The sequence below is a fragment of the Streptomyces sp. NPDC002144 genome, from assembly GCF_053593695.1.
The window spans coordinates 155696-168076 of record NZ_JBSFDB010000004.1; the positions used below are offsets into that span (position 1 = coordinate 155696).

General features: G+C 69.6%; 11 protein-coding genes and 1 pseudogene. 5 read left to right on the top strand and 7 right to left on the bottom strand.

Annotated elements, in window-relative coordinates; all coding sequences use genetic code 11:
* The first annotated feature begins 18 nt into the window (after positions 1-18).
* Positions 19-1020, top strand: a complete 1002-nt coding sequence (locus ACWCQ1_RS07945) for a helix-turn-helix domain-containing protein (RefSeq protein WP_133044017.1) — start codon at positions 19-21, stop codon at positions 1018-1020.
* The gene (locus ACWCQ1_RS07950; RefSeq protein ID WP_133044016.1) at positions 1017-1511 is read left to right on the top strand and encodes an LURP-one-related/scramblase family protein; all 495 of its coding nucleotides are present in this window, start codon (positions 1017-1019) and stop codon (positions 1509-1511) included. Before ACWCQ1_RS07945 ends, ACWCQ1_RS07950 begins: the two co-directional genes overlap by 4 nt.
* A gap of 69 nt (positions 1512-1580) precedes the next feature.
* On the opposite strand, the gene ACWCQ1_RS07955 is transcribed toward ACWCQ1_RS07950, so the two are convergent.
* Positions 1581-2378 (bottom strand): carbon-nitrogen family hydrolase, encoded by a 798-nt coding sequence (locus tag ACWCQ1_RS07955; RefSeq protein WP_133044015.1) that lies wholly within the window; start codon positions 2376-2378, stop codon positions 1581-1583.
* 184 nt (positions 2379-2562) lie between these two features.
* Here ACWCQ1_RS07955 and ACWCQ1_RS07960 point away from each other — a divergent pair, with 184 nt between their 5' ends.
* Positions 2563-3387: a maleylpyruvate isomerase family mycothiol-dependent enzyme gene (locus tag ACWCQ1_RS07960; protein ID WP_133044014.1), complete on the top strand. Its 825-nt coding sequence runs from the start codon at positions 2563-2565 to the stop codon at positions 3385-3387.
* 16 nt (positions 3388-3403) lie between these two features.
* On the opposite strand, the gene ACWCQ1_RS07965 is transcribed toward ACWCQ1_RS07960, so the two are convergent.
* The 3 genes from ACWCQ1_RS07965 to ACWCQ1_RS07975 form a co-directional block, all read right to left on the bottom strand.
* Entirely contained in the window at positions 3404-4204 is an 801-nt protein-coding gene (locus tag ACWCQ1_RS07965; RefSeq protein ID WP_358597526.1) for a hypothetical protein, read from the bottom strand.
* A 202-nt stretch (positions 4205-4406) separates the two neighbouring features.
* Positions 4407-5708 (bottom strand): MFS transporter, encoded by a 1302-nt coding sequence (locus ACWCQ1_RS07970; RefSeq protein WP_358597523.1) that lies wholly within the window; start codon positions 5706-5708, stop codon positions 4407-4409.
* Positions 5705-6367 (bottom strand): GntR family transcriptional regulator, encoded by a 663-nt coding sequence (locus tag ACWCQ1_RS07975; protein ID WP_451026067.1) that lies wholly within the window; start codon positions 6365-6367, stop codon positions 5705-5707. The genes ACWCQ1_RS07970 and ACWCQ1_RS07975 overlap by 4 nt, the downstream gene beginning before the upstream one ends.
* Before the next feature lie 230 nt (positions 6368-6597).
* On the opposite strand from ACWCQ1_RS07975, the gene ACWCQ1_RS07980 reads away from it, so the two are divergent.
* On the top strand, positions 6598-7509 hold the full coding sequence (locus tag ACWCQ1_RS07980) for a D-alanyl-D-alanine carboxypeptidase family protein (protein WP_133044010.1): 912 nt from the start codon (positions 6598-6600) through the stop codon (positions 7507-7509).
* A gap of 110 nt (positions 7510-7619) precedes the next feature.
* A pseudogene (locus tag ACWCQ1_RS07985) lies at positions 7620-8485 on the top strand (BRO family protein).
* Positions 8486-8573: 88 nt separating this feature from the next.
* Here ACWCQ1_RS07985 and ACWCQ1_RS07990 read toward each other — a convergent pair.
* From ACWCQ1_RS07990 to pdhA, 3 genes are read right to left on the bottom strand one after another with little or no spacing between them, the layout of a single operon-like run.
* Complete coding sequence (locus ACWCQ1_RS07990) at positions 8574-9995, bottom strand: dihydrolipoamide acetyltransferase family protein (protein WP_451026068.1); 1422 nt, start codon at positions 9993-9995, stop codon at positions 8574-8576.
* Between the two features lie 10 nt (positions 9996-10005).
* Positions 10006-11013 (bottom strand): alpha-ketoacid dehydrogenase subunit beta, encoded by a 1008-nt coding sequence (locus ACWCQ1_RS07995; RefSeq protein WP_208781497.1) that lies wholly within the window; start codon positions 11011-11013, stop codon positions 10006-10008.
* Position 11014: 1 nt separating this feature from the next.
* Entirely contained in the window at positions 11015-12166 is a 1152-nt protein-coding gene (gene pdhA, locus ACWCQ1_RS08000) for a pyruvate dehydrogenase (acetyl-transferring) E1 component subunit alpha (RefSeq protein WP_208781496.1), read from the bottom strand.
* Between the last annotated feature and the right edge of the window lie 215 nt (positions 12167-12381).

A 12381-nucleotide genomic window follows, 5' to 3' on the forward strand; every position in this document is an offset into this window, starting at 1 on the left:
GAGTGCTAGAAATCGCATATGGCGCAAGGATCCTCTCAGCCCCCTCCACACCGGGTCGCGGTGATCGTCGACGAGGGCACCAACCCCTTCGAGGTGGGCGTGGCGACCGAGTTGTTCGGGCTGCCCCGGCCCGAACTGGGGCTCGCGGGGCCGCTGTACGAGGTGACGGTGTGCGCGCCCGCGCGTGAGGTGCGGATGAACCACGGGTTCTTCACGCTGACCGGGGTGCCCGGGCTGGACGCGGTGGACGGGGCGGACACGCTCGTCGTCCCGGGGCGGCCCGACAACGTCGTCCCGCGCGCGGAGGCGGTACTGGAGGCGATCCGCCGCACGCACGCGCGTGGCGCCCGCGTCGTCAGCTTCTGCACCGGGACCTTCGCGCTCGCCGAGGCCGGACTGCTGGACGGGCGGCGGGCCACCACCCACTGGCGCTGGGCGGACCTGTTCCGGGAGCTGCATCCGAAGGTGCTGCTGGAGCCGGACGTGCTGTTCGTCGACGAGGGCGATCTGCTCACGGCGTCGGGCAGCGCGGCCGCGCTCGACCTCGGGCTGCACATCTGGCGCCGGGACCACGGGGCGGAGCTCGCGAACGCCGTCTCCCGGCGGCTGGTCTTCGCCTCGCACCGGGACGGCGGGCAGCGGCAGTTCGTGGAGCGGCCGGTGCCGGACGTGCCCGACGAGTCGCTGGGACCGCTGCTGGCCTGGGCGCAGGAGCGGCTGGGCGAGCCGCTGACGGTGGCGGACCTGGCGGCCCGGGCCGCGGTGTCCCCGGCGACCCTGCACCGCCGTTTCCGCGTCCAGCTGGGCACGACCCCGCTGGGCTGGCTGACCGGGGAACGCGTCGCCCTCGCCTGCCGTCTCATCGAGCGCGGGGAGGAACGGCTGGACGTCGTCGCCGCGAGGAGCGGCCTCGGCAGCGCGGCCAACCTACGCGCGCGCGTGCGGCGCGAGACGGGGCTCAGCCCGTCGGCCTACCGGCGGCGTTTCGGGCCGACGCCCGGGGAAGAGGTGGGGACATGAGATTCCAGGTACGCGACCGGCTCCTCGGCATCGGCGAGGACTACTGGATCGAGGACGAGCACGGCGGCAAGGTCTTCCTCGTCGACGGCAAGGCGATGCGCCTCAGGGACACCTTCGAGCTGAAGGACACCCAGGGGCGGGTCCTGATCGACATCCACCAGAAGATGTTCGCCCTGCGCGACACCATGGTGATCGAACGGGACGGCGAGACCCTCGCCAAGATCAAGCGCAAGCGCCTGTCGCTGCTGCGCCACCACTACCGGGTGACGCTCGTCGACGGCACCGAACTCGACGTCAGCGGCAAGATCCTCGACCGGGAGTTCGCCATCGAGTACGACGGTGAGCTGCTCGCCGTCATCTCGCGCCGCTGGCTGCACATCCGGGACACGTACGGCGTCGACGTGGTGCGCGACGACGCGGACCCGGCGCTGCTGATCGCGGTGACGGTGTGCGTGATCCATCTGGCGGAGAAGGAACGCGAGGAGGACTGAGGCCTTCCGGAGCGCGGCTGAGGCCTTCCGGACGCTCGGAGCGCGTGACCGAGGCCTTTTCGGCCGGCCTCAGAACGTGTGCGGGGGCTCCAGGCCCAGGACCCGGTCCTTCAGGGCCGGGAACTGCTCCCGGGTCGTCGCCACCTTCGCCGGGTCGAAGTCGACGGTGAGGACCTCCTCGCCGGGCCCCGCCTCGGCCAGCACCTCGCCCCACGGATCCACCACGATCGAGTGACCCGCCTGCGGAACTCCGGCATGCGTCCCGGCCGTTCCACAGGCGAGCACGAACGCCTGGTTCTCGACCGCCCGCGCCTGGGCCAGCAGCGTCCAGTGCGCCCGGCGGCGCTCCGGCCAGCCCGCCGGGACGACGAGGGTCTCGGCGCCGGAGTCGACGAGCGAGCGGAACAGTTCGGGGAAACGGAGGTCGTAGCAGGTGGCGACGCCGAGGGTGGTGTCGGGCAGACGGACCGTCACCAGTTCGCGTCCGGCACCCATCAGCACGGCCTCGCCCTTGTCGAAGCCGAAGCGGTGGATCTTGCGGTAGGCGGCGGCCAGGTCGCCTGAGGGTGAGAAGAGGAGGGAGGTGTTGTAGAGAGTGCCCGCAGGGTCCTGTTCGGGGATCGAGCCCGCGTGCAGCCACACGCCCGCGTCGCTCGCGGCCTTCGCCATGGCCTCGTACGTCGGCCCCTGAAGCGGCTCGGCGTCGGCGGCGAACCGCTCGTACGCGAAGGCACCCGTGGTCCACAGCTCGGGCAGGACGACGAGATCGGCCCCGGCCTGCTCCCGTACCAGCGAGGCCACCCGACGCCGACGGGATTCGACCGATTCGCCCTCGTTCACGTCGATCTGGAGCAGAGAGGCGCGCACACTACCACCGTCCTGGCATTCGAGCCGTCCACACAGGCCTACGATCGTCACACGAAAGCACTGCCGGGGTGCCTCACAGCAGCGTAACTTAGCGTTCCACGACACCCGCCGACAGCAGCCGCCACCTCCCACTGGCAAAGCCGCCACCACCGCCCGTGTACCGACCGCCGAGGGGTCCCGTTCCGTGAGTCTGCATCCCACCCTCCAGCCCTACGCCGACGCCTGGACCCACTCCATCGAAGCCATATCCGAACTGGTGGGCCCGCTCGTGGAGGGAGAGTGGAACCGGCGCACGCCCTGCCCCGGCTGGTCGGTCCGGGACGTGGTCTCCCATGTCATGGGCCTGGACTGCGAGATGCTCGGCGACCCGCGTCCCATCCACACGCTGCCGCGGGACCTGTTCCACGTCACCAACGACCTCCAGCGCTACATGGAGATGCAGGTCGACGTCCGCCGCCACCACACGGCGCCGGAGATGACCTCCGAGCTGGAGTACGTGATCATCCGGCGCAACCGTCAGCTGCGCAACGAGTCGCGCGACCCGGGCACCAAGGTGCGCGGTCCGCTCGGCACCGAGCTGACGCTGGAGGAGGCCATGCGGGGCCACGCGTTCAACGTGTGGGTGCACGAGCAGGACCTGCGCGCCGCGCTGGGCCGTCCCGGCAATCTCGACTCCCCCGGCGCGCACATCGCGCGGGACGTGCTCCTCGGCGAACTGCCCGCGGTGGTGGCCGAGCGGGCGAACGCGCCGCGCAGTTCGGCGATCGTCTTCGACGTGCACGGGCCGGTGGAGTTCCTGCGCACCATCAGGGTCGACATCCAGGGCCGCGGCACGCTGGAGACGGCCCCCGCGCTCGGGCCCGCCGCGACCTTCACCCTGGACTGGGAGACGTTCGTACGCCTGGCCTGCGGCCGGGTGACGCCGGAGGCGGTGGCGGACCGGGTGAAGGCGGAGGGCGATCCGGAGCTGACGGCGGCCGTCCTGCGCAACTTCACGGTGACGCCGTAGCCCGGCGTCGCTTCGTTCAGCGGTCCTCGGTGACGGAGGTGGCCACGCCGTCGGCGATGACGACCTTCGCCGCCACGCCCTTCTTGGCGGCGGTCTCCAGCTGGTCGAGGGTGCACGTGGACATCGCCTGCGACATGGGGCTGCCGCAGATACCGCCGGCGCCGTGCACGACGGTGTCGTTCGCGACGTAGAAGGCCTGCGGGGTGCCGCCCTGCTTCGGGGCGACCGTGTACTTGCCCGGGGCGAGGTAGGAGACGGTGCCGTCGTAGGTGGCGTTCACGCCCGAGCCACCGGTGCCGCCGCTGTCGACGTCGTGGCGTTCGCGGACGACGGTGGCGACGCCGTTCCTGATCGTGACGTCGGCGGTGACGGGGGCCTTCCTGGTGGCCGTCTCCAACTGGTCGAGGGTGCAGCGCGGACGGGCCTCGGAGCGGGGGCTGCCGCAGATCTTTCCGGCGCCGTAGACCTCGGTGTCGGTGGCGGTGAAGAAGGCCTGGTCGGTGCGGCCGGGGACATGGACGGTGTACTTGCCGGGGGCGAGGTAGCCGACCGTGCCGCCGGTGACGGTCGTGCCGGCGCCCCGGGCGGTGCCCGAGGTGGTGGTCCGGGCGCTCGTGCCGGAGGCGTGGGAGCGCTTCGAGGTCTTGGACACCTTCGACGTCCCCTTCGACGAGGTCTTCGACGTCGACGTGTGCTGGGAGTTGGCGCCACCGGTCGTGCCACCGCTGTGCGAGGAGCCGTTCTGACACGCCGTCATCAGCAGGCCGGCCGTGATCGCGGCGGTGACGAGGGCGGCCTTGTGCAGGTGGCGGTTCATCGGGGTTCCCTTCGGGAGCGTCGGAAACGAGTACGGCGTTCGCTCGTTCGACGACTATGAGCTCCCGAAGGCCCCGCAGGTCACGCCCGTCCCCGCTTCACGACACCCCTGTCACACGCCCATGACAGAGCAACACGTCCGCCATGAAGGTCCGTTGGCATGAACCGGAGGGTCACGCGGTTACGCACCGTCTTCATCCGGTTCACGCGGGTACGTGCACCGTCTCCACCCGGCTCGCCACCAGCCGCTCCCGCTCCCGCCGGGCAACCCGGCGCCGCAGCCGCAGGATCTGGCTGACGCCCAGCGCCTGCAGCACGAACACCGCGGAGAAGGCGATGGTGTAGTCGTCACCGGTGGCGTCCAGGAGCACGCCGATCAGGAACAGCGTCGTCATCGAGGCGACGAAACCACCCATGTTGGTGATCCCGGAGGCCGTTCCCTGACGCTCCGGAGGGTTGGCGGGCCGCGCGAAGTCGAAGCCGATCATCGACGCCGGGCCGCACGCCCCGAGCACCGTGCAGAGCACGATCAGCAGCCACATCGGCGCGTGCTCACCGGGGTAGGCCAGCGTTACCGCCCACATCAGGGCCGTCGCACCGACCGTGCCGAGTGCCAGCGGCAGCCGGGCCGTGTGGTGCCGGGCGACGATCTGGCCGTAGACCAGCCCGACGACCATGTTGGACAGGACGACCAGGGTGAGGAGTTCACCGGCCGTGGCGCGGGACAGGCCCTGCGCCTGGACCAGGAACGGCAGGCCCCACAGCAGCAGGAACACCATCGCCGGGAACTGGGTCGTGAAGTGCACCCACAGACCCAGCCGTGTCCCCGGCTCCCGCCAGGAAGCGGCGATCTGGCGTCGTACGTACGCGGTGCCCTGGTGCGGGAAGGGCTCCGGTTCGTGGCCCTCGGGGTGGTCCTTGAGGAACAGCAGCATCAGGACCAGGACGACGACACCGGCGACGGCGCTGCCCGCGAAGGCCGGCGTCCAGCCGACGCCGTGCAGCAGGCGGGCCAGGACCAGGGTGGAGACCAGGTTGCCCGCCATGCCGACCAGCCCCGCGAGCTGCGCGACCAGCGGGCCGCGGCGGACCGGGAACCAGCGGCTGCCCAGCCGCAGCACGCTGATGAACGTCATCGCGTCACCGCAGCCGAGCAGCGCGCGGGAGGCGAGGGCCGTGCCGTAGGTGGGCGAGAACGCGAAACCGAGCTGCCCCGCCGTGAACAGCACGGTGCCCAGGGCCAGCACCTTCTTGGTGCCGAGCCGGTCCACCAGCAGGCCGACCGGTATCTGCATGCCGGCGTAGACCAGCAGCTGCAGGATCGAGAAGGTCGACAGCGCCGAGGCGTTCACATGGAAGCGGTCGGCCGCGTCGAGGCCGGCCACGCCCAGGGACGTACGGAAGATGACGGCGACGAAGTAGACGGAGACGCCGATGCCCCAGACGGCGATCGCGCGCCGGCCGCCCGGAGGATCGCCCGGGAGGGTGGCCGAGGAGGAGCTCATCGGACCTCACCCCGGGCCAGGTGCGAGAACCAGCCCACATGCCGGTGGACGATCCCGACGGCAGCCTCCGCGTCCCCGGAGCGCAGCGCCTCGAGGATCTCCGCGTGCTCGATGAGGGTCTTGGCGATCCGGTCGGGGTGCGAGTGCAGGATCGCGACGCCCATGCGCAGCTGTCGGTCGCGGAGCTGGTCGTAGAGCCGGGAGAGGATCTCGTTGCCGCCGCTGCGGACGATCTCGGCGTGGAAGCAGCGGTCGGTGACCGCGGCTCCGGCGAGGTCACCGTCGGCGGCCTGCTGCTTCTGCCGCGCCAGCAGCTCCTCGAGCCGCTCGACGAGGCCGGCCGGAGCGGGTACGGCCTTCCTCGCCGCGTGCTCCTCGACCAGCAGCCGGGTCTCGACCACGTCCGCGATCTCCTGCGCGGAGACCGGCAGGACCAGAGCGCCCTTCTTCGGGTAGAGCCTGATCAGCCCTTCCACCTCCAGGCGCAGCAGCGCCTCGCGCACCGGGGTGCGCGAGACCCCGACGGCCTCGGCGAGCTCGCCCTCGGTGAGCAGGGTCCCGCCCTCGTACCGGCGCTCCAGGACGCCCTGTTTGACGTGCGCGTAGACGCGGTCGGCGGCGGGCGGTCGCTTGGCGGTCAGGCTCCCCGGGCTACTCATGCGAACAGCATAGATACATCACGTACGCATGAGAGATCCGTTCCACCATCCGGACGGTCGTGAAGGGATGCGGTCGCGCGACATGCGGACGAATCACCCGTCACAGGAACCCCACACAGCAACGGTGCAACCAACTGTGCTATTTACGTGTCTCACACGTGCGGCCCCATTCGCTCCCCATCCAACTCGGCCGCATATCAGGGGCTTTCAACCTAATCGGGGTATTTCAGTTGATTACCGCCATCACCGGCACCAAGGGCAGCCGCCTCCGCCGAGCCGCCGCGGTCAGTGTCACCGCCGGCGCCGTTCTCGCGGCCGGGGCCTTCGCCGCGGCACCCGCGCAGGCAGTCACCACGCCCTCGATCGTGGCCAAGGGCGGCTACGTCATGAACAACGCGAACGGGTCGACGCTGTACACCAAGGCGGCGGACACCAAGCGTTCGACGGGCTCGACCACGAAGATCATGACTGCCAAGGTCGTGCTCGCGCAGTCGAACCTGAACCTGGACAAGAAGGTCACGATCCAGAAGGCGTACAGCGACTACGTCGTCGCGAACAACGCCTCCCAGGCCCACCTGATCGTCGGCGACAAGGTCACCGTCCGTCAGCTGCTGTACGGGCTGATGCTGCCGTCCGGCTGCGACGCCGCGTACGCGCTCGCCGACACCTACGGCTCCGGCACGACCCGGGCCGCGCGCGTGAAGTCCTTCATCGGCAAGATGAACAAGGCCGCGTCGGACCTGCACCTGACGAACACGCACTTCGACTCGTTCGACGGCATCGGCAACGGCAACAACTACTCGACGCCGCGCGACCTGACGAAGATCGCCAGCAGCGCGATGAAGAACGCCAACTTCCGCGCGATCGTCAAGACGAAGTCGTACACGGCGAAGACGATCACGAGGACGGGCTCCACCCGCACGATGGCCGCGTGGACCAACACCAACGGCCTGCTCAGCAGCTACAGCGGCACGATCGGCGTCAAGACCGGCTCGGGTCCGGAGGCCGGCTACTGCCTGGTCTTCGCCGCGACGCGGGGCGGCAAGACGGTCATCGGCACGGTGCTGTCCTCCACGTCCATCCCGAACCGCGAGGCGGACGCGAAGAAGCTGATGAACTACGGCTTCGCAAAGCTCGGCTGACCCCAGCTCAACACTCTGCCCGAAGGGCCCCTCACCACCCGGCGAGGGGCCCTTCACCGTTCACACCCGTCGGCAAGCGGAATCCGCGAACTTCGCTCGCACAAGTGAACATCAATAAGTCAGCTGGCATATTCGATTTTCTCCGCCCTAGGTTCCGCAGCGGAGGTGGGACTCACTGGTTTCCGGCCGTGGATGTGTGTACTGAACTCGGTTACACCACGCCCCGGAAAGCTCTTCTCGACCATGTCCCGGAGGAGCACCGAAAGAATCTCGAGACAGTGACTGGAAGTCACGGTCTCAGCATTCCCGCAGGTAGGTCATGGCGTCGAGACCTGAACCTCATCGATCTGCAATGGGCCGCCGAAGTCATCGAGACCGTCCAACGGGAAGGCTCCTACACCCTCGAAGAAGCCGAGGTGCAGCCCGCCGAACCTGGCGCCCCCATCGCCTACGCCATGCCGGAGCAGGTCGCCGAAGCCATCGTGCGACTTGAGGAGCGCAACCTTCAGGCGGACGAACAATTCGCAGTCGCGCAGCACAAATCGCTCGCCCTGCAACAGGAGATCGTGGACACGCAGCAGAAGATCGCAGGCACGCAGCAGAAGATCGCCGACACCCAGCAGGAAATGCTCGATCTGCAGCGCGCCACCCTCGCCGCACAACAGACCATCGCCCAGGCCATGGAACGCATCGCGGACCGTCTCGACATGCTGGCCTTCCAGCGTCCGGCACCTCCGTCCTCGCCGACTGGCGTCGGCGGCTGGCCGTGACGGAGGACGTCTGGACCGTGGCCGTGGTCATCGCACCGGTGCTGGTGGAGGAGGGTGAGCTTCGTCAACCGCTCGAAGTGATCGCCGCCCGTACGGGTCTGTCCGTGCAGCGTGTCAACGAGTGCCTGCGGATGCTTCGCAAGCACGCTTGCATCCGGCAGCAGAGTGCGGCCGAGGACGGGGCGCCGGTCTACGTGCTGAACTGATCCCGAGCGAGAAAACGAAATGAAGGGGCGGCCGCAACTGGAACTTGCGGCCGTCCCTTCGCCTTTCAACCTATCTTGTCCGGGTACGTCACGCCCAGCTGATCAACCTCTTCGGCTGTTCCAGGATCGCCGCCACGTCCGCGAGGACCTTGGAGCCCAGTTCGCCGTCGACCAGGCGGTGGTCGAAGCTGAGGGCCAGGGTGGTGACCTGACGCGGCTTCACCTTGCCCTTGTGGACCCACGGCTGGAGCTTGATCGCGCCGACCGCGAGGATCGCGGACTCCCCGGGGTTGAGGATCGGCGTGCCCGTGTCGACGCCGAAGACGCCGACGTTGGTGATGGTCACCGTGCCGCCCTGCATAGCGGCCGGGGACGTCCTGCCCTCGCGGGCCGTGGAGACCAGCTCACCCAGGGACTCGGCGAGCTGCGGCAGCGTCTTCGCGTGGGCGTCCTTGATGTTCGGGACGATCAGCCCCCGAGGAGTGGCCGCCGCGATACCCAGGTTGACGTAGTGCTTGAGGACGATCTCCTGGGAGGCCTCGTCCCAGGACGCATTGATGTCGGGGTTCCGCTTGATCGCCACCAGCAGGGCCTTGGCGATCAGGAGGAGGGGGCTCACCCGCAGACCCGCGAACTCCTTGTCCTGCTTGAGCTCCTCCACCAGCTTCATCGTCCGCGTCACGTCCACCGTCACGAACTCCGTGACGTGCGGCGCGGTGAACGCCGACCCGACCATCGCCTGCGCGGTCATCTTGCGGACACCCTTGACGGGGATACGCGTCTCACGGGCCGCGTCGTACGTCGGCACGGGCGCGGGAGCGACCGCAAGCGCGGACGGTGCCTCCACCGCCGCTTCCGGCGCCTGCGTGGAGGCCACCGCCGCGTGGACGTCATCGCGCGTGATGATGCCGTCGGGGCCGGACGGGACCACCGTCGCGAGGTCGACGCCCAGGTCCTTGGCCAGCTTGCGCACCGGCGGCTTGGCCAGCGGCCGGGGCTTGTCCGCGACAGCGGCGGTCTCGGCGGCCGGCGCCGGCCCGCCATGGCCGTTCAGCTCGGTCTGGACCGCCGCCGACGCCTGGGAGACCAGGACCTCCGGGCCCTTGCGCGGCCGGCGCCTGGTGGAGGACGTCGCCACGCCGTAGCCGACGAGGACCGGCTGGCGGCCCGAACCCTCGGGCTTCTTCTCCTCGACGGGGGCGGCGGTCTCGGCCGGCGCCTGGGCGGGAACCTCGGCCGGAGCCGCACCGCCGGAGACGTCCACCGCGATGATCGGCGTGCCCACGTCGACCGTGGTGCCCTCGGGGAAGTGCAGGTCGCGCACCACCCCGTCGTACGGGATGGGCAGTTCGACGGCCGCCTTGGCCGTCTCGACCTCGCACACCACCTGGCCGTCGGTGACGGTGTCGCCGGGCTGCACGTACCACTTGAGGATCTCTGCCTCGGTGAGCCCCTCGCCCACGTCCGGCATTTTGAACTCGCGTACGGACGCTTCCGTCATCGTCGTCACGACCCTCTCCTCAGTACGCCAGGGCGCGGTCGACGGCGTCGAGCACCCGGTCCAGGCCCGGCAGGTACTCCTCCTCCAGCCGGGCCGGCGGGTACGGGGCGTGGTAGCCGCCGACCCGGAGCACCGGAGCCTCCAGGTGATAGAAGCAGCGCTCGGTGATCCGGGCGGCGATCTCCGCGCCCGAGCCGAAGAACACCGGTGCCTCGTGGACGACGACCAGGCGGCGGGTCTTCTCCACCGAGGTCTGGATCGAGTCGAAGTCCAGGGGGGAGATGGAGCGCAGGTCCAGGACCTCCAGCGACTTGCCCTCCTCGGCGGCCGCGTCGGCCACCTCCTGGCAGAGCTTCACCATCGGGCCGTACGCGACCAGGGTCAGGTCGGTGCCCGTGCGCACGGTCCGCGCCTTGTGCAGCGGGCCGGGGATGGCCTCCGGGTCGACCTCGGCCTTGTCCCAGTACCGGCGCTTGGGTTCGAAGAAGATCACCGGGTCGTCGCTCTGGATGGCCTGCTGCATCATCCAGTAGGCGTCCGAGGCGTTGGAGGGGCTGACCACCTTCAGGCCCGACACGTGCGCGAACAGTGACTCCGGGGACTCGGAGTGGTGCTCGACCGCGCCGATGCCGCCGCCGTACGGGATGCGGACGACGACCGGGAGCTTGACCTTGCCCAGGGAACGCGCGTGCATCTTGGCGAGCTGGGTGACGATCTGGTCGTAGGCCGGGAAGACGAAGCCGTCGAACTGGATCTCGACGACCGGGCGGTAGCCGCGTAGCGCGAGGCCGATCGCCGTGCCGACGATTCCGGACTCGGCGAGCGGGGTGTCGATGACACGGCTCTCGCCGAAGTCCTTCTGCAGGCCGTCCGTCACCCGGAAGACACCGCCGAGCTTGCCGACGTCCTCACCCATGACGAGCACCTTGGGGTCCGCGTCCAGGGCGCGCCGCAGCGACTCGTTGATCGCCTTGGCCACAGCCATGGTCTTGGATGTCGCCGTCCTGGATGTCACGGTCTCCGCCATGTCAGGCCCCCTCTCCGTCCGCGAACGACGCCTGGTAGGCGGCGAACTGGGCTCGCTCCTCGTCGACGAGCGCGTGCCCGTCCGCGTACACGTTCTCGAAGATGGCGAAGTGGTCCGGGTCCGGCATGGCACGGACCGCCTCGCGCACTCGTCTGCCCAACGCCTCGGACTCGGCCTCGAGTTCCGCGAAGAATCCCTCGTCCGTGTGGTTTGAGGCCTCCAGGTACCGGCGAAGCCGCAGGATCGGGTCCTTCGCCTCCCAGGCCAGCCGCTCCTCGTCGCCCCGGTAGCGGGTGGGGTCGTCGGACGTGGTGTGCGCGCCCATCCGGTAGGTGTACGCCTCCACCAGCGTGGGGCCCTCACCGCTGCGGGCCCGCTCCAGCGCCCACTTGGTCACCGCGAGACAGGCCAGCACGTCGTTGCCGTCCACGCGGACGCCCGGGAAGCCGTAGCCCTGGGCGCGCTGGTAGAGCGGGACCCGGGTCTGCTTCTCGGTCGGCTCGGAGATCGCCCACTGGTTGTTCTGGCAGAAGAACACGACCGGTGCGTTGTAGACCGCGGAGAAGGTGAACGATTCGGCCACGTCGCCCTGGCTCGACGCCCCGTCGCCGAAGTAGGCGATCACCGCGCTGTCGGCGCCGTCCTTGGCGACGCCCATCGCGTAGCCGGTGGCGTGCAGCGTCTGGGAGCCGATGACGATCGTGTAGAGGTGGAAGTTGTTGCTGTTGGGGTCCCAGCCGCCGTTGTTCACGCCGCGGAACATGCCGAGCAGGTTGGTCGGGTCGACCCCGCGGCACCAGGCGACGCCGTGCTCGCGGTAGGTCGGGAAGACGTAGTCGTCCTCGCGGGTGGCCCGGCCGGAGCCGATCTGGGCGGCCTCCTGGCCCAGCAAGGAGGCCCACAGGCCGAGCTCGCCCTGGCGCTGCAGGGCGGTGGCCTCGGCGTCGAAGCGACGGGTGAGGACCATGTCGCGGTAGAGACCGCGCAGCTCTTCCGGGGTGATGCCGGCGACGTACTTGTCGTACTCGGCGTTCTTCAGGCGCTCGCCCTCGGGCGTCAGCAACTGAACGAGTTCGGGCTTGGTGCTCGGGGACTTCTTCGTCCCGGCGCTGCGTCGCGGCTTGCGCGCGGCGGCAGTGCTCTCCACGGTCACGTGTGCTCCTCCGTCGGTCCGGCCCCCGGGGTTGCCGGGTACCAGTACGGCTCACCTGTTCCGACACCCGTGCACGGGGTGGGTGCCACTCGGCCGGAACAGGCGTGACAAGGTGCCCCGGCGAGCGCCCTGCACAAGGCACGTTACCCAGTGCTCCACATCTCTGTGAAACCCCTCCTGACCTGGGATTTTGCTTGGATTTCCAAGTAAATCCC